Raw genomic sequence first — 17,181 nt, forward strand, 5'->3', positions numbered from 1 at the left:
GGCCTACAGCAGCATCGTGGCAGCCCAGCCGAAAGCGATCAGTGGGATGTTGAAGTGCAGGAACGTCGGGATGACGGAATCGCGGATGTGATCATGCTGGCCGTCGACATTCAGACCAGAGGTTGGGCCCAGCGTGGAGTCGGAGGCTGGGGAGCCCGCATCACCCAGCGCACCGGCGGTACCGACCAGCGCAACGGTGGCCAGCGGGGAAAAGCCCAGAGAGATGCACAGCGGGACATAGATGGTGGAGATGATCGGCAGCGTCGAAAAGGATGATCCGATACCCATCGTGACGACGAGGCCGACCAGCAGCATAGCCAGCGAGGCCAATGCCTGGTTACCGTCGAAAGCGGCGGCGGTAGATTCGACGAGCGTTTCCACGTCGCCGGTTTCGGCCATGACGTTCGCAAAACCCTGCGCGGTGATCATGATGAAACCGATCAACGCCATCATGCGCATACCTTCGGTGTAGATATCGTCGGATTGCTTCCATTCCACACCGCGGAAGGCCAGCATGATCGCCAGACCAACCAGGGCGCCGGCCAGTAGGCTGTCGGCATCCGAATCCAGGTATTGCAGCACGATCTGCACACCAAAGGTGGCAACGAGCGCGATGATCGAGATAGTGATGCGGTAACGCGAAATCTCGACGGCTTTGGCGGCGTCCTCGGAGATCGGGATGTCTTTGTACACGCGCTTTTTGCGGTAGCTGACGAAGATCGCGAACAATACGCCAACCAGCATTCCTAGTGCGGGAATGGCCATGGCCTGCATGACCGAGACAGTGTTTGCCTCCGGCATTCCTGCTTCCACGATATTGTTGCGCAGGATGTCATTCATGTAGATATTGCCGAAGCCAACCGGAACGAAGAAATAGGTGGTGACCAGGCCGAAGGTCAGCACACAGGTAATCAGGCGGCGGTCCAGCTGCATCTTGTTCAACACCGATAGTAGCGGCGGCACAATCAGCGGAATAAACGCGATATGAACCGGAACCAGGTTTTGCGACATAATCGCCATCAACAACAAGCCCGCGACGGTGAGCCACTTGGCGACGGCCACGGCTTTTTCTTTGGTGTCTTCGTCGTCGGCATCAATCCGGTTGATGATGGATTCGGCCAGCAGGCGGGGGAGACCCGCGTTGGCGATCGCTAACGCAAAAGCACCCAGCAAGGCGTAGTTCAGTGCGATCGACGCGCCGTTACCAATTCCTTCTTGGAAGGCGATAAAGGACCCGTCGATGCCAAGTCCACCGACAAGACCACCAACGATTGCGCCGATGAGGAGCGCTAAGACAACGTGTACACGTGCGACGGCCAGGCCCAACATGACCACCACAGCGATAATGACTGCATTCATAGTGTCATGTTTAACACGTTGGCCCTCGATAGTAATAGCCATCGCTGGTTGTACGGTTTATTTTGGGGTTGTGCCGTATTTGGCAACCCGCTGATCCCCAACACAGTAAGTCTCACCCATTGGCCCAGCCGGCAAATGATTCCGAACGCATCCTGCAGCTGAAAAAGAAAACACCAAACTGCGTGAACAACGAGACATTCTGGGCAAGGTTACAAAACATTTTGGCACCAATACACGCTGGTGGTCTGGTTCCAGTTTGTCTAAAACTACCGAACCGAGTATTCGCCTTACACGGATGTGCCACGTTTAACAGCTTGCCCATTCTTCTTTTTAGAAATAGATCAGAACCCGCGTATCCCACAGGATAAGGATATTTTCTCTAACTGTTGTCGGCCCGAAAATCATAATGCGGTCGCACAAATCATCAAAAACCATACGGCTGACAGACCGAACCGCGCCTAAATCGACGAAATTATCTACCTGTCCTGCATCTGCGGTAACAACATTTATCCTACATGGTCATTAATATCCACTCAACAAAATATGGGGGGTTATGCACTCGCGGACCACATACGTGCCTTACTCGTTATCGATGCTTTCGCCCACGCACACGGTCTGCGTACCAACCGTAATGCATCCATTTTCTGGAGCTCGGGCCTATCGTCGAATCCTTTGAGCTATTGTTAACAGTGCATATGCTTAGCTTAGATATAATTCTCAACATACACCTCACCAGGCTGACGTAATTTCAAAAGAGAAGGAGTTTCTAACCAAAATGAATCGAACCAAATTCGTCACCCATTCTAATATCCTTATATGCTTAACTGTAGTTCTAGGATTGTCAATCTTAGGACTGTTGGTTTTATTGGATCCATTTTCTACCACTGCACTTTTATCAGTCGGGCCTTTATTATTCTCTTTTCTTGCGACCTTATTCTTGTCTTTTGTAACGGTCGAGAAATCCAACAGCAGCTTAGAAATACATTCAACCATTTTCCGCAAGCGAGTTTTTTACGTCAACCTACGCGACGTTGCCAGTGTAGAACTTATAGACGGCTCATATACTGCTTGGGGCGGTATTGGTTACAGAATCCTCCCGAGAGGAAAAGCTTTATTGCTGGGTGGAGATAAAGCTGTGCAATTTAAGACAAACGATGGCTCCGAGCTCATCGTGAAAGCTCCGAAGATTCCTGATTTGTTCTCTTAGTTCGGAGAGTGGATTTCGAGCATCGCCGAATGGTTTGATTCTTTAATGTGATGAGCATTTGTAGACAACAAATTTCTATCAGAACGTCAGCATGAGACGGGCACTATCACCTCCTTAGCCTGCAGGTCAGAAAGTTTTGCTTAAAGACTTTCGGGCGTGCCATTAACCAGATTTGTCATTACGTCCGCCGGTTTAGTGCTCTACACAAACCGGAACTCATTGACTATCATACTATTTCGACGACTACGGCTTTTCATTATTTCCCCTCGTTCCCTGCTTCGACTCATTTCTGCGTTCCGCCGTGCGCGGCAACAATGTCGTGAATCATGCGTGCTGCCAGTTTAGCGGTGCGTGAATCTACATCATATTTTGGATTCAGCTCAACCACGTCGACGAGGCGCAACTTTCCGGTTTGCGCCAAAGCCAACGCCATCGCGTAAACCTTCAAAGCTTCCACACCCAACGCGGCTGGAGCTGACACTCCGGGCGCCACCGACGCCGGAAGTACATCTAAGTCAATACTAAGATGTATGTTTTTAAAATCTTGAACGGCTTTATGTGCAATTTCAGTTACTTCATTGACCGTGGCACGAGCCAAATCTTCATCGAGAAGATAGTTCACACCCAGGCGGTCTGCGGTTTCAAAAAGTACCCGGGTGTTATTGGCTTTGGAGATTCCCCAGACGGTATAACTGAAATTTTCACCGTCGATCTCGGAAATTTGTCGGAATGGGGTACCAGAGGTTGGCTCATCTGCGTCACGAAGATCAAAATGCGCATCCAAATTGAAAATCCCTAAATCTCGCAACCCATCCGGATTTTCATTTTTTAATCCGCGAACCAAACCGCGGTGCGAGGCAAAAGCGGTTTCATGGCCTCCGCCCAAAATTACCGGCAGGTGTCCAGCGCGCACGGTAGCAGCTACGCGTTGTGAAAGTTCTTCTTGTCCGGCTTCCAAATCCCGGCCTTCATAAGTGACGGTCCCGGTATCGTAACGCGGGACGTCGTCATGAATAGCCAGACCACCAAGCGCTGTGCGCAGTGCATCCGGCCCGCCGGCAGCGCCTTGTCGGCCGCCATTGCGACGCACACCCTCATCGGAGGCGAAGCCAATCAGCGCCACACCAGGCCGCGATGGCCGGTCGCCCTGTGCGGCCGCAGTAGAAACAGCGAGATCAGTCTGTATTACCGAATGCCAACGGGCATGTTCGGATCCGGGTCCATCGACGCGTCCAGTCCACTCAAAATCACTCATGCACACGAGTGTAATCAGGATATTTTTAGCGCTCAGAAGGGCTGGGGAAGTGACGCAACGTTTTTCTGCAAAGTCAGTCACGGGAGCCTTAAGACTCTTGCTCATTTAGTCACTGTGATGAAATTGCCACGACGGAAAGATTACGTACCCTCTGCAGGCCAAAGCGCTTCAACGGGGAAAAATTACCGGAGAACCAGAAGCCGCAACGGGGGCAGCACTCGCCACAATCCACAGCAAATGTTAAGTCTGGGATCCAAGACAGGATCTCGGGCAGGAACACCTGAGTCTTATTAAGCTTGGGCGAAAGAGTACTTGGCACAAGAACACTTGCTAGCAACCATCCTTATCCACCATCCGCGACAGGCGAAAGGAACGGTCCAAAACAATGACACAGCACACAGCAGCACAACAGTCACAGGCACAACAGTTAGCGGCACACGAGAAAGAGACCATCACCGTCGGTCTCGGCGCTTTGCGCATCGATGACGTCGTCAAGGTTGCCCGCGGTGGGGCAGCGGTAGAAATCAGCCAGGAAGCGTTGGACCGAATCGCGACCACCCGCAAACGTATTGATGACCTCGCCAACGAACCAACCCCGGTTTACGGCGTGTCTACCGGCTTCGGCGCCTTGGCCCGCCGTCATATTCCGTCCGAGATGCGCGCACAATTGCAACGCTCGCTGGTGCGCTCGCATGCGGCAGGTTCCGGGCCAGAGGTTGAACGGGAAGTCATCCGCGCGTTGATGCTGCTGCGTCTGTCAACGTTGTGCACTGGACACACCGGCGTGCGCCCGGTCGTCGCCGAAACCTACGCGGCCGTGCTGAATGCGGGCATTACCCCGGTCGTTTACGAGTACGGATCGCTGGGTTGTTCGGGCGATCTGGCACCGCTGTCACACTGCGCGCTGGCGCTGCTGGGGGAGGGCGAAGTCCGCGTGAACGGTGCGGACCAGCCACAACCGGCCGCAACTGCGCTTGCCGACGCCGGCATCACCCCGCTCGAGCTGGAGGAAAAAGAAGGCCTGGCGCTGATCAACGGCACCGACGGCATGCTCGGCATGCTGTGCCTGGCCATCGCCGACTTGCAGGATCTGGCAAAGGTCGCCGATATCTCCACCGCGATGACCGTCGAAGGCCTGCACGGCACCTTGAGCGTGTTCGACGATAAACTGCAAAAACTGCGTCCGCACCCGGGCCAGGCGTCGTCGGCACGCAATATTCGCACCGTTGCAGCAAACTCACCGTTGCTGGAGGCCGCACAAGAAGACTTCAAGCAAACCCAGGTGCAGGACGCCTATTCCGTACGCTGCTCGCCGCAGGTCACAGGCGGTTTCCGCGATACCATCACACACGCCATCACTGTCGCAGAACGCGAGCTTGCCGCCGCCGTAGATAACCCGGTGGTCATTGATGGGGAAGTCCGCTCCAACGGCAATTTCCACGGCGCTCCTGTGGCCTATGTACTGGACTTTTTGGCCATCGTGGCGGCAGACCTAGCGTCGATTTCCGAGCGCCGCACCGACCGCTTCTTAGACACCGCCCGCAACCGCGGCTTGCCAGCGTTTCTTGCCGACGACCCGGGCGTCGACTCCGGCCACATGATCGCGCAATACACCCAGGCCGGTATCGTCTCGGAACTCAAACGGGCCGCCAACCCAGCTTCGGCAGATTCCATTCCGTCGTCCGCGATGCAAGAAGATCACGTGTCCATGGGATGGTCTGCTGGCCGCAAGCTGCGGACCGCCGTCGACGGCCTGCAGCGCGTGTTGGCTATCGAGTACCTCACCGCCGCCCGCGCGATTACCATGCGCTGCCGTGACGCCGCGGCAGAATCTGCGCCAGGAACAAAGGCCGCCATCGCCTTGTTGCGCGAAGGGGTAGAGGGCCCAACCACCGACCGTTACCTGGCACCGGAAATCGCTTACGCCCACCAGCTGGTAGCCAGCGGGGCACTGGTAGCCAGCGTCGAGGGCGTCGTCGGCACGCTGGATTAGGGAGATAGCAGGGGAGCATAAGCCCTGCGCACCGGCAGACATCTCCACACACACGAAATATCACCATTCGAAAGGCACCATGAGCACACTTTTCCACAACATCAGCGAACTACGCACGGTCTCGGACGCGGGCACCATTAAAGACGGCGCGCTGCTCGTCGACGGTAATGGCATCATCACCTGGGTCGGTGCTTTGAATGACCTGCCACAGGACCTTTCCGAGGGCGTCGAGAAAAAGATCGACCTGGGCGGCCGTGCAGTACTGCCAGGTTGGGTGGATTCACACACGCACATGATTTTCGATGGCAACCGCGCCGAGGAATTCGAAGCGCGCATGGCAGGCGAGTCGTATTCCGCCGGTGGTATCGCCACCACCATGGAAGCTACCCGCAATGCCGGACGTGAGCGCTTGGAACAGCTGCTAGAAGAGCGCATCGCGGGCTGCCACGCGGGCGGAACGACGACGATCGAGACCAAAACTGGTTACGGCTTGAACACAGAATCCGAGGCTCTGGCCGCTGAGGTTGCCAGCACGGGCGTCGACGATGTCACCTTCTTGGGCGCGCACCTGGTGCCGCCGGGGGCAGATGCCGACGAATACCTGGAGGAGGTCGTCGGCACGATGCTGGATGCCGTGGAGCCGCACGCTGGCTGGATCGACGTTTTCTGCGAGACCGGCGCGTTTAACGAGGAACAATCGCGCAAGGTTCTCGAGGCGGGCAAGAAGCGCGGTTTATTGCCGCGCGTGCACGGTAACCAGCTACAACAGGGCCCCGGCGTGCGCTTGGCAGTGGAAATTGGTGCGGCGTCGGTGGATCACGTCAATTACCTTTCCGACGACGATATCCAGGCGCTCGCGAGCAGCGACACCGTCGCTACGGTGTTGCCTGCCTGTGACTTGTCGACGAAGCAAGATCTCGCTCCGGCACGCCAGCTGTTGGATGCCGGTGCCACCGTCGCGATTGCGTCGAACCTGAACCCAGGCACCTCGTATACGTCGTCGATGAATTTCTGCGTTACCACCGCGGTGCTGCAGCAAGACCTCAGCTTGGATGAGGCTATCGAAGCCGCAACCTTGGGCGGTGCGAAAGCACTGCGCCGCCAACCGGTCAAAGGTGGGGAAGACGCACAGGGCCGTCCTGGCCGCGGCAGCTTGGTCCCGGGTGCGGCAGCGGATTTGCACGTGCTCAACTTCGCCAACGCAATCGAGCTGGCCTACCGCCCAGGCATGCCTGCGACCTACCGGACTTATAAAAACGGCGAGCTCGTTTTCGGTGTGGAATAAGCAATGTTTCACGTGAAACATTGCCATTCCCGACGGCGCCGACCCGCGCCGCGAATTTAAGGCTAGGCCACGCCGCCCATGTCGGCTGCCACACAGTATTGTTGGGGCTATGAATTTTGCTGCACATCTCCCCACAGCGCGCCGCGATCTGCGCTACCACGCGGATGCGGCGCAGCTTTTCGCCCACCTCGGCGGGCTCGAGCGCACAGACACAGTACTGCTGGAATCAGCGGATATCGAGTCGAAGAAAAATCTTCTCTGCTTGGCGGTTCTTGACTCCGCAGTGCGCATTCGCTGCCAGGGAAGCCGCGTGACCGCTCAAGCGCTCACGGCTACCGGCGAAGAAATTGTAGCGAAATTACGCACCGAACTTTCCGAATATGAAGTAGCGGGCAATAGCGGCGGTCGGGGAGTGGCAGTCTTCGAATTCCCGGTATCCCAGGCCGCCGACGAACGCGAACGCCTGCTGGCGATCTCCCCGGCAGAGGTGCTGCGTCGGCTGCAATTGAGCAAGCAGTATGGCAGCAACGCCAACCAACACAGTTCCGCTCAACAGGGCTCCGCAACCCGGAACTCCGCAACCCAGGGCCCGATCACCCAGGACCCCGCCACAGAAGTACCGGACCTGCCCTTATTGGCCGGCGGCTTCGCCTACGACTTTTTAGAAACCTTCGAAACCCTACCCGCGGTCAGCGAGGGCGACAACACGTACCCAGATTACGAATTCGTCGTAGCAGAAACACTACTCAAAGTAGACCACCTGTCCCAGACTGCGTATGTGTGTGGCGTCGGCACCAGCCAGGACGACGTCGACAAGCGGCTTGCCGCCTATGCCACAAAAGCCGAAGCTGAGATCACACCACTGGCTCCGCCGGAGCAGGGCGTCGACAATAACCAGCCGCTGCACGTGCGCACAGATTTCGACGACCAACAATTCCGCAGCCACGTCGAACAGCTCAAAGGCAATATTTATCAGGGCGATATTTATCAGGTAGTGCCTGCGCGCACCTTCCGCGCCCCATGTGCAGATGCGTTTTCTTCTTACCGACGCCTACTCCAGACGAACCCGTCGCCGTATATGTTCTACTTCCGCGGCGAAGACTACGAGCTGTTTGGCGCCTCGCCGGAATCCAACCTGAAGTTCTCGCCGGATACTCGGGAAGTGCAGCTGTATCCGATTGCGGGAACGCGCCCGCGCGGCCTGAACCCGGATGGCAGCGTCAATCATGAACTCGATATCCGCAACGAGCTGGAAATGCGCACCGACCACAAGGAACTGGCCGAGCACACCATGTTGGTGGATCTGGCGCGCAATGACCTCGCCCGCGTCGCAGTCCCTGGCACGCGCAAGGTAGCAGAGCTGTTGCAAGTGGACCGTTATTCGCGCGTGATGCACCTGGTGTCCCGTGTCACCGCCACGCTGCACGAGGATTTCGACGCCCTCGATGCCTACCGCGCATGCATGAACATGGGCACGCTGACTGGTGCACCGAAACTGCGCGCGGTGGACCTGCTGCGTGAGGTGGAAGGCAAACGCCGCGGATCCTACGGCGGCGCAGTCGGGTATCTCGGTGGCGACGGGCGCATGGATAACTGCATCGTCATTCGCAGTGCCTTCGTGCGTCATGGGGAAGCGATCATTCAGGCCGGTGCCGGCGTCGTCCGCGATTCCACGCCGCAGGCCGAGGCCGACGAGACAGTACACAAGGCGTATGCGGTGCTCGATGCCGTCGCGCTGGGGGCGCCAGTGGAGGTGGCACGATAATGGCTGCACAACCGCACATGACAGCACAGCCGCACGTCGTGGTGATCGACAACCGCGATTCGTTCATTTACAACCTGGTCGACGCGCTCGCCGGGCACCACTGCACGGTCTTCCGTAACACGGTATCCGTCGAGACGGTCCTGGCCGCCAAGCCGGATTTGCTGTTGTTCTCGCCCGGGCCGGGGCACCCACGGGAAACCGGGAACATGATGGAGCTTCTCGACGCCATCCATGGCGAAATTCCGGTATTGGGTATTTGCCTGGGATTCCAAGCCCTACTGGAACACTACGGTGGCAGCGTGGAACCCTGCGGGCCGGTGCATGGCCGCTCGGTGCCGATGACGCTGACGGATGCCGGGGCACAGCACCCACTGTTTGCCGGGCTCACGATCGACGAGGAACCAGACAAACCTGATCATGTGGGCCGTTTGGTGCCGGTGGCGCGCTATCACTCGTTGGCATGCGCGAACCCGCCGGAACAGCTACAGGTACTAGCAACGACACAGACTGACTTGGGTGATGTCGCCATGGCGGCATACGCGCCCGACGGCTCGTGCATGGGCTTGCAGTTCCACCCGGAATCGATCTTGAGCCCGAAGGGGCCAGTCTTGTTGAATCGCTGCATCAACTTCTTGACGAAAGGGGAGTGCTGATGACTGACCACAGCACCGTGAGCCACCGCTCCGACAACGCTGGCGCGAACCCCACACCGCTGGACCTACTGCTGGCGTATCTGGACAATCATGACCCCACAGTCGAGCAGGCCCGCGCGGTGTTCCAACCGCTGACCGTCGGTGAGTACGAAAACGTGCACATCGCCGCGCTCTTGGCGACGATCCGCACCCGCGGTGAGACCTTCGCGGACATCGCCGGCGCCGCCCAGGCATTCATCGATGCCGCGCGCCCGTTCCCGGTTACCGGTGCTGGTTTGTTGGACACCGCAGGTACCGGCGGCGACGGCACCAACACCATCAACATTTCCACCGCGGCGTCGCTGGTGGCCGCCGCTGGGGGAGCGAAAGTAGTCAAAGGCGGCAACCGTTCGGTATCGTCGCGTTCCGGTTCCGCGGATGTTCTTGAGGCACTGAATATCCCCCTGGATCTCGACGTGAACCGCGCAGTGACGCAATTCGAGAATTCTGGCTTCACCTTTCTGTTCGCACCGGCGTATCACCCAGCCGTCGCACATGTCATGCCCGTGCGCAAGGCACTGAAGGTTCCCACCTTGTTTAATACCTTGGGCCCGCTGCTGTCACCGGCACGCCCAGAATTTCAATTGATGGGTGTTGCCCGGCCAGAAATCGGCGAAACCATTGCGCGGGTCTTCCGCGAGCTCGGCCGCAAGCGGGCGCTCGTCGTGCACGGTTCCGGAACAGATGAGCTCGCGGTGCATGGTCCGACCACGATCTGGGAACTCAACGACGGCGAGATTGCGCAGTATGAGCTCACTCCGGAAGATTTCGGCATCACCCGCCACGAATTAGCAGACTTGGAAGGCGGTGATGGCGCCGCGAATGCCGCTGCGATCCGCGCGATTTTCGATGGCACCGCCCCGCAAGCGCATCATGACGCCGTCGCGGTGAATGCCGGCGCGATGCTGTATGTCATTGGCAAAGCAGAGTCCATCGCGGACGGCACAGAGCTGGCTAGCCAGATCATCAACGACGGTACCGCAAGGCAGTGGTTAGCAACCCACGAGGAGGCCAATTACGGTGAGCACTAAATTACCGACGGTGTTGGAAAATATCGTCGCCCAGCGGCGTACGCATCTCCCGGCTATCGCTGAACGCATCGCGCATGTGGACCGCGCACAACTTCCGCGTTCACAGCGCAGCTTGTATGACTCACTGCGGGCGCGTCCGCAGGCGTTCATCATGGAGTGTAAATCCTCTTCGCCATCGCTGGGTGTGATCCGGGCGGATTATCAGCCCGGCGAGTTTGCGCGGGTGTATTCGCGTTATGCTTCCGGGATTTCCGTGTTGTGCGAGCCGGAGCATTTCGGTGGCGATTATGATCATCTGGCCACGGTGTCGATGTCGACGCACCTTCCGGTGTTGTGCAAGGATTTCATCGTCGATCCGGTCCAGCTTTATGCCGCGCGCTATTACGGCGCCGATGCGATCTTGTTGATGCTCTCGGTGCTGGGCGACGACGAGTACGCACAACTTTCTGCGCTTGCCGACGAGTTGGGGCTGGACGTGCTTACGGAAGTCATCGATGAGGACGAGGTTGCCCGCGCGCTGCAATTGGGTGCGCGGATCGTGGGTATCAATAACCGGAACTTGCACGATCTTTCCATTGATTTATCGCGCACTGCCCGGCTGGCGAAGTTGTTGCCGGAGGGGACGCTGGCGATCTCTGAGTCCGGCATCCGTAACAATAGGGCAGTGCAGGCCTTAGGTGCGCACGCATCGGGTTTTTTGGTTGGCTCGCAGTTATCGTCGCAGCCGGATACCGATTGGGCTGCCCGCGCTTTGGTCTATGGACACAACAAAGTATGCGGCTTGACGACGCCGAGCACCGCCCAAGCCGCCCGCGCCGCTGGTGCCGTCTATGGCGGATTGATCTTCGAAGAGGCATCGCCACGCAATGTTTCACGTGAAACATCGAAAAAAATCATCGCCGATGAACCCGGACTCCGCTACGTCGCTGTCTCACGGCGGACCACCGGTTGGGCAGAATTAGTACAACCAGGTATTCACGCCCTGCAGATCCACAGCCCATACCAGGGTTCCCTCGCTGGGGAGAAGGAATTGCTTGCAGACGTGCGCGCGGAACTTCGCGACGCTGGCATCGATCCGGCAGAGCGCGGCGTGGAAATCTGGCGCGCCATCTCCATGACCACCCCGGAAGTAGAACCGGGAACACTCAGCGAGATCCTCGCCCCGGGCGCAGCCGATAAACTCGTCCTCGATGCGGGCCAAGGAGGAACCGGCACCTCCTTCGATTGGCGAAGAATTCCCGACGAGATCAAGCCCCATGCACTGCTGGCCGGTGGAATCAACCCAGAAAATATCCGGGGCGCACTGGAACTCGGCTGCTTCGGTATGGATCTCAACTCCGGGGTAGAGGTTGCCCCCTCATCGGCCACGGACACCGATACTGCGGGAGCTGCGGCTGCACCCCGCAAAGATGCCGCGCTCATCCGCAGCATCTTTCACACGATCCGCGATTACACGGAACCGCGCGAACGCACCCGGCCCAAGGGATAAACTGGGACTGTAACTTCACAAGGCAATCCGAACAACACATTAAGCAGCTAACTCAACGCAGCTAGCGCAACAGACGCACCAGAAATAGCAGACTAGGACACACCAATGAGCAATGACCGTGCAACCATTCTGCCGGCATATTTCGGCGAATTCGGCGGGCAATTCGTCCCGGAATCCCTGATTCCCGCACTGGATCAATTAGAGCGCGCCTTCGTCGACGCGATGGAGGACCAGTCCTTCAAGGATGAATTAGCACGCCTGCTCAAGGACTACCTGGGCCGACCAACCCCGTTAACCGAAGCCACCCGCCTGGGCGGTAAAGCGCGCATTTTCTTAAAGCGCGAGGATCTCGTCCACGGCGGCGCGCACAAAACTAACCAGGTGCTGGGCCAGGCGCTGTTGGCCAAGCGGATGGGCAAAAAGCGTGTGATTGCCGAAACCGGCGCGGGCCAGCACGGCACCGCGACAGCCCTGGCATGCGCGCTACTGGATCTCGAATGCGTGGTGTATATGGGCGCCGAGGATGTGCGTCGGCAAGCACCCAATGTGTTCCGCATGGAACTCATGGGCGCGAAGGTGGTCTCCGTGGAAACCGGTTCCGGCACGCTGAAGGATGCCGTGAACGAGGCCTTGCGCGATTGGACCGCCACCTTTGAAGACTCGCACTATTTGCTCGGCACCGCGGCGGGCCCGCATCCGTTCCCAACGATCGTGCGGGAGTTCCACCGCGTGATTTCCACCGAGGCGAAAGCTCAAATGATTGAACGCACTGGCGGGCTTCCCGACGTCGTCGTGGCCTGTGTCGGCGGCGGTTCAAATGCCATCGGTATGTTCGCGGACTTCATCGACGAGCCAGACGTCGAACTCATCGGAGCAGAACCGGGCGGCAAAGGCGTGGATTCCGGTCGCCACGGCGCAACCATCACGCAGGGGACCGTCGGCATTTTGCACGGCACGCGCTCGTACCTGATGCGCAACGCCGAGGGGCAGGTTGATGAGTCCTATTCCATTTCAGCCGGGCTGGATTACCCCGGCGTCGGCCCGCAGCACGCACACCTGCATGCCAGTGGCCGTGCGATCTACGTTGGCATTACCGACGCCGAAGCACTGGAAGCGTTCCAGTTGCTCGCACAGAAAGAAGGCATCATTCCGGCGCTAGAGTCCTCGCATGCGCTGGCCTATGCCCTGAAGCGTAAAGACGAAGACATCTCCATCGTCGTCTCGCTGTCCGGCCGCGGCGATAAAGACATCGACCACGTGCGCCACGTCTTAGGCGACCTCGAAGATGAGTCCGGCGCGTGGGAACGCTATGCAGATGATAACGCCGCTCAAACAAACTCCGCTGCAGAAAATGACGAGAAGGGCCAAGCATAATCATGGGACGTTACGAAACACTGTTTGCTGAACTTCGCGAAAAACGCGAGGGTGCGTTTGTGCCGTTTTTTATGCTCGGCGATCCCAGCTATGAGGCTTCACTAGAGCTCATCCGGGCGGCGGTGAATGCTGGGGCAGACGCATTGGAGATCGGCATTCCTTTTAGCGACCCGGTGGCCGACGGTCCGGAGATCGAGAAATCTCACCAACGTGCGCTACGCGCGGGTGCCAGCCTGGAAAAGTCGTTTCAGCAATTGCGTCAGATCCGCGAGGAATTCCCGAACACTCCAATCGGATTGCTGGTTTATTGCAATTTGGCGGTAAGCAAGGGAACCGCGCAGTTCTATCACGCGTGCGCCGAGGCTGGAGCAGATTCTATTTTGATCCCGGATGTTCCCACCCGCGAAGGAGCGCCATTCGTGGCTGCCGCAAAGCAGGCTGGGATCTCGCAAATTTTTATCGCTCCGGCGCGCGCGAGCGAGGAAACCTTGCGCGCAGTCAGTGACAATTCCTCGGGTTATATTTACGCGCTGTCCCGGCATGGTGTCACTGGCGCCGATAAGGAAGCCGAGACCGGGGGATTGGATACTGTCGTCGATGCGATTAAGCGTTTCGACGGTGCACCGGTGCTCTTAGGTTTCGGCATTTCGGAGCCTGAGCACGTGCGCGCAGCATTGGCCGCTGGCGCGGACGGTGCGATCACCGGTTCTGCGATTACCCGTATTATTGCTGGCCGGGTGAATTCCACGGAACAGGGTAACGAGTTCACTCTCGCAGAACTTGCCGACGAGGTATCCGGCTACGTCGCGCGCATGAAAGCTGCAACTCGTTAGCAACAGCGCCGTAGCAACAGCGCGGTAGTGCAATTCGGTAGCTGCAACGCATTAAGCGCCAGGACTAAACCAGCCCTGGCGCTTAAATCATTTTCACTGGCAGTTCTCAGTGTGTGTTTCTGACAGTGTGAGTGCGTTTCTGACAGTCTCTGTTTCTGGCAGCGGTTGCCTAAGTCAGATTTTGCTCATCCAGTTTTGCGGCACCAGATGAATCCTGGCCCAGTGCTTTACCCGCGGCAGGAACATCATAGTCGTCCGGCAATCCAACACCTTCTGCTGCCGTGCCGTTCTTCGTCCACTTGTTGATCAACAAGGCAATCGCACCGTCGCCAGTAATATTGGCTGCGGTACCGAACGAGTCAACAACAATATACGCCGCAATCATCAGCGCAAGCATGTCTTCGTCAAAGCCCAGCATGCTTCCCAACAAGCCAAGTGCCGCGTACACCGCACCACCCGGAACGCCAGGAGCGGCCACCATCATGATGCCCAACAACAGCATGAAGCCAAGCGCCAGCCCGAAACTGACATCCATGCCAGACAAGTAGACGATGCCGAAGGTATACAGAATCAGCTTGGTCATCGAACCCGACAGGTGCATGGTGGCTCCGAGTGGAACCACGAATCCCGCGATATTTGGTGCCACACCGTTTTTCAGCACGGACTTGTAGGTCACCGGAATCGTGGCGGCAGAAGAAGAAGTACCCAATGCGGTGAAGTAGGCAGGAAGCATATTCTTCAGCGCGGTCAGTGGGTTCTTTGCCGACAGTGCACCGGCGAGTAGGTACTGCAGGATGACGACCACCCAGGTCATGACGACGGAGAGCACCAGCACGCGGGCAAAGGAATTGATGACATCACCCAGGTTGTCGTTCATCATCAGGTTCAGGAAAATACCGTAGATGAACAGTGGCAATAGGGGAATGACGAAGGCGGTAATCACCTTCATGATGAGCTTCTCGAATTCGCGCACCCCCTTGTACAGCGCGGGTGCGGAAACCGCCGTCATTGCCAGCCCCACGGCGAACGCGAGCAGCAACGCGGTCATGATTTCGAATGGGGGAGCCATCTCGACTTCGAAGTACGGCGTCAATGCGCCTTCCTCAACATCGCTGACATCGAGATCCAGCGATTGCTCGCCCAACAAAGTCGGGTAACCGAAAACCGCCACGGCGTAGGCCAGCAACCCGGCGCCGATGGTGGAAAGATAAGCAATACCGGTGGTGATACCCAACCACTTTCCGGCACCCTTACCCAGTCCGGCGATCGCCGGAGTAATCAATGCGAAAATCAGCACTGGCACAAAGAAACCGAGGAATTGGCTAAACAAGCCGTTAAAGGTGACGAAAACTCGGGCTAGCCATTCCGGGAAGAATAATCCGGTAATAACACCGAGGATGATCGCCACCACGACGCGAAACAGCAGCGAGGAGCCGACTTTACGAACGCTCATAGGAAACTCTTAACTATGGATGGTGGTGTTCAGGACTCATTAAGCATAGCGAAGTATTTTCGTCATTCTCGCAGGCAGGGCTAGACTGGGGGCATGATCGTCGTTCCCATTTTGCTGTTCGCCCTGGCCGCCGTCGTCATCGTTGTGGGAGGGCTGGCCACGTTAAAGAAGTTACCTGGCAACAGCGTTTTTGGTTTACGGGTACATGAAGCACGGAAATCACCAGAAGCATGGATCACCGCGCACGCGGTCGCTGGCCCAGTCTGGCTGGTTGCCGGGGCGAGCCTCACCTTCGGTGCATTGGTCTCGCTGCAGGCCAGCGGTTTCATGTGGGTGATTCCTGCCGTGACGACGGTCGTCGGCATCATCGCACTATCCTACGGAGCTAACCTCGGTGCGCGTACCGCAGTGCTCTATGACCAAAACGTCAGCGCGAAGAAAAATGCCGATACCACCGGTGGGTGTTGTTCTTCCGGTGGCGGGGCCGAAACCCACGACATCGCCGAGGCGCCGAGCGTCGATGTGAATGCGCTCCGCCAAGCCGCTCGACAGGCCGATAACCAATAATCACCCACAATCACAGTGACGAAACCACGAATGCAATAACCTTCAGCATTAACGACACTGTGACGATTAAACGCTGCACCTAATTCCCACCCAATACGCCGCTGACACGCACTGCAAGGAGCGAGCACCATGGCACAGAATTGTTCCCGCCGCCTATTCCTTCTCGGAACCGCCACCACCGTCGCAGGTGCATTCCTGGCCGCATGCGGTGAAGAACCCCCGCTGGAAGTCGCCAAGGCAGAAGTACCAGTGGGATCGGCCATTATTGCCGACGGCTACATCATCGCGCAGCCGGAAGAGGGGAAGTATGTCGCATACTCCCAACAATGCCCACACCAGCGGAATCTAATCACCAAAGTCGAAGGCGATGAAGTACGCTGCACGGCGCATAACTCGGTATTCAAGATCGCCGACGGCTCCGTGGTCTCAGGCCCGGCCCGTGACCCTTTGGAACCAGCGTCCATCGATGACGCGGGCAACGCGCTCAACGTCCACAGTTAAATACACAAAAATAGGGGAGTGTTTCACGTGAAACATCTATATACGCGACTGACGATGACCATCCCTGGTGCGGGAAAAGCGATTCACCTCGCGGATTTGGAAGAAAACGGATCCGGTTGCCTAGTGCACCGCATGATCGCGCTGACACCAGATGAAGTCATCGCTGGGGCAGCGCGCGTCGACAAGCCGGGAACCAGCGCAGAAGAGATGCACCGCGCAGGACAGATCGACGTACCCAAAACCACCGTCCCGCATCCAGATACCTACGGCGATTATCCGGACATCACCACCCAGCATCTCTCTCACGACGCCTTTGCGGCTTGGTGGGTCGAAGTACAGCAGCGGTTCCCAGAACTGGCCTAACAAATTCACGAGCG

At 57.8% G+C, this 17,181-nt stretch carries 15 protein-coding genes; 12 read left to right on the forward strand and 3 right to left on the reverse strand.

The features are described 5' to 3' along the window. Positions 1–3: 3 nt before the first annotated feature. Complete coding sequence (locus ACP8MI_RS11115) at positions 4–1,359, reverse strand: Na+/H+ antiporter family protein (protein WP_284589747.1); 1,356 nt, start codon at positions 1,357–1,359, stop codon at positions 4–6. A gap of 775 nt (positions 1,360–2,134) precedes the next feature. Between ACP8MI_RS11115 and ACP8MI_RS11120 the strand changes: the two genes are divergently transcribed. Further along, complete coding sequence (locus ACP8MI_RS11120) at positions 2,135–2,566, forward strand: hypothetical protein (protein ID WP_187114741.1); 432 nt, start codon at positions 2,135–2,137, stop codon at positions 2,564–2,566. A gap of 283 nt (positions 2,567–2,849) precedes the next feature. On the opposite strand, the gene hutG is transcribed toward ACP8MI_RS11120, so the two are convergent. Further along, complete coding sequence (gene hutG, locus ACP8MI_RS11125; RefSeq protein WP_026167888.1) at positions 2,850–3,821, reverse strand: formimidoylglutamase; 972 nt, start codon at positions 3,819–3,821, stop codon at positions 2,850–2,852. 385 nt (positions 3,822–4,206) lie between these two features. Between hutG and hutH the strand changes: the two genes are divergently transcribed. The 8 genes from hutH (at position 4,207) to trpA (ending at position 14,283) form a co-directional block, all read left to right on the forward strand. Next, positions 4,207–5,814 carry a histidine ammonia-lyase gene (gene hutH / locus ACP8MI_RS11130; protein ID WP_238635832.1) on the forward strand — a complete coding sequence of 536 codons (1,608 nt, stop codon included), beginning with the start codon at positions 4,207–4,209 and terminating at the stop codon, positions 5,812–5,814. A gap of 79 nt (positions 5,815–5,893) precedes the next feature. Next, positions 5,894–7,099, forward strand: coding sequence for an imidazolonepropionase (gene hutI / locus ACP8MI_RS11135; protein WP_018120644.1), 1,206 nt, complete (start codon positions 5,894–5,896; stop codon positions 7,097–7,099). 109 nt (positions 7,100–7,208) lie between these two features. Continuing rightward, positions 7,209–8,864, forward strand: a complete 1,656-nt coding sequence (locus tag ACP8MI_RS11140; RefSeq protein ID WP_284589746.1) for an anthranilate synthase component 1 — start codon at positions 7,209–7,211, stop codon at positions 8,862–8,864. Further along, a complete protein-coding gene (locus ACP8MI_RS11145; RefSeq protein ID WP_249606208.1) occupies positions 8,864–9,517 on the forward strand; it encodes an anthranilate synthase component II in 654 nt (217 codons plus the stop codon). Before ACP8MI_RS11140 ends, ACP8MI_RS11145 begins: the two co-directional genes overlap by 1 nt. Beyond that, positions 9,517–10,587, forward strand: a complete 1,071-nt coding sequence (trpD, locus tag ACP8MI_RS11150) for an anthranilate phosphoribosyltransferase (RefSeq protein ID WP_018120647.1) — start codon at positions 9,517–9,519, stop codon at positions 10,585–10,587. The genes ACP8MI_RS11145 and trpD overlap by 1 nt, the downstream gene beginning before the upstream one ends. Continuing rightward, entirely contained in the window at positions 10,577–12,076 is a 1,500-nt protein-coding gene (gene trpCF, locus ACP8MI_RS11155; protein WP_018120648.1) for a bifunctional indole-3-glycerol-phosphate synthase TrpC/phosphoribosylanthranilate isomerase TrpF, read from the forward strand. Before trpD ends, trpCF begins: the two co-directional genes overlap by 11 nt. A 105-nt stretch (positions 12,077–12,181) precedes the next feature. Next, entirely contained in the window at positions 12,182–13,450 is a 1,269-nt protein-coding gene (trpB, locus tag ACP8MI_RS11160; RefSeq protein ID WP_018120649.1) for a tryptophan synthase subunit beta, read from the forward strand. Positions 13,451–13,452: 2 nt separating this feature from the next. Then, a complete protein-coding gene (gene trpA, locus ACP8MI_RS11165) occupies positions 13,453–14,283 on the forward strand; it encodes a tryptophan synthase subunit alpha (RefSeq protein ID WP_018120650.1) in 831 nt (276 codons plus the stop codon). Between the two features lie 169 nt (positions 14,284–14,452). Here trpA and ACP8MI_RS11170 read toward each other — a convergent pair whose 3' ends face one another. After that, a complete protein-coding gene (locus ACP8MI_RS11170; RefSeq protein WP_018120651.1) occupies positions 14,453–15,736 on the reverse strand; it encodes a dicarboxylate/amino acid:cation symporter in 1,284 nt (427 codons plus the stop codon). Positions 15,737–15,829: 93 nt separating this feature from the next. On the opposite strand from ACP8MI_RS11170, the gene ACP8MI_RS11175 reads away from it, so the two are divergent. The 3 genes from ACP8MI_RS11175 (at position 15,830) to ACP8MI_RS11185 (ending at position 17,167) form a co-directional block, all read left to right on the forward strand. Next, positions 15,830–16,303 carry an SdpI family protein gene (locus ACP8MI_RS11175; RefSeq protein ID WP_018120652.1) on the forward strand — a complete coding sequence of 158 codons (474 nt, stop codon included), beginning with the start codon at positions 15,830–15,832 and terminating at the stop codon, positions 16,301–16,303. 129 nt (positions 16,304–16,432) lie between these two features. Further along, positions 16,433–16,804, forward strand: coding sequence for a Rieske (2Fe-2S) protein (locus ACP8MI_RS11180; RefSeq protein ID WP_018120653.1), 372 nt, complete (start codon positions 16,433–16,435; stop codon positions 16,802–16,804). 27 nt (positions 16,805–16,831) lie between these two features. Further along, entirely contained in the window at positions 16,832–17,167 is a 336-nt protein-coding gene (locus ACP8MI_RS11185; RefSeq protein ID WP_236658145.1) for a hypothetical protein, read from the forward strand. The last annotated feature ends 14 nt before the right edge of the window (positions 17,168–17,181 follow it).

The sequence above is a fragment of the Corynebacterium sp. LaCa_70 genome (genome assembly GCF_058182015.1).

Coding starts and splice junctions, on each gene's coding strand:
- trpA (WP_018120650.1), top strand. CDS start 13,453: ATGGGACGTTACGAAACACTGTTTGCTGAACTTCGCGAAAAACGCGAG.
- hutG (WP_026167888.1), bottom strand. CDS start 3,821: ATGAGTGATTTTGAGTGGACTGGACGCGTCGATGGACCCGGATCCGAA.
- ACP8MI_RS11120 (WP_187114741.1), top strand. CDS start 2,135: ATGAATCGAACCAAATTCGTCACCCATTCTAATATCCTTATATGCTTA.
- ACP8MI_RS11170 (WP_018120651.1), bottom strand. CDS start 15,736: ATGAGCGTTCGTAAAGTCGGCTCCTCGCTGCTGTTTCGCGTCGTGGTG.
- ACP8MI_RS11115 (WP_284589747.1), bottom strand. CDS start 1,359: ATGAATGCAGTCATTATCGCTGTGGTGGTCATGTTGGGCCTGGCCGTC.
- ACP8MI_RS11145 (WP_249606208.1), top strand. CDS start 8,864: ATGGCTGCACAACCGCACATGACAGCACAGCCGCACGTCGTGGTGATC.
- ACP8MI_RS11180 (WP_018120653.1), top strand. CDS start 16,433: ATGGCACAGAATTGTTCCCGCCGCCTATTCCTTCTCGGAACCGCCACC.
- trpB (WP_018120649.1), top strand. CDS start 12,182: ATGAGCAATGACCGTGCAACCATTCTGCCGGCATATTTCGGCGAATTC.
- hutI (WP_018120644.1), top strand. CDS start 5,894: ATGAGCACACTTTTCCACAACATCAGCGAACTACGCACGGTCTCGGAC.
- ACP8MI_RS11175 (WP_018120652.1), top strand. CDS start 15,830: ATGATCGTCGTTCCCATTTTGCTGTTCGCCCTGGCCGCCGTCGTCATC.
- hutH (WP_238635832.1), top strand. CDS start 4,207: ATGACACAGCACACAGCAGCACAACAGTCACAGGCACAACAGTTAGCG.
- ACP8MI_RS11140 (WP_284589746.1), top strand. CDS start 7,209: ATGAATTTTGCTGCACATCTCCCCACAGCGCGCCGCGATCTGCGCTAC.
- trpD (WP_018120647.1), top strand. CDS start 9,517: ATGACTGACCACAGCACCGTGAGCCACCGCTCCGACAACGCTGGCGCG.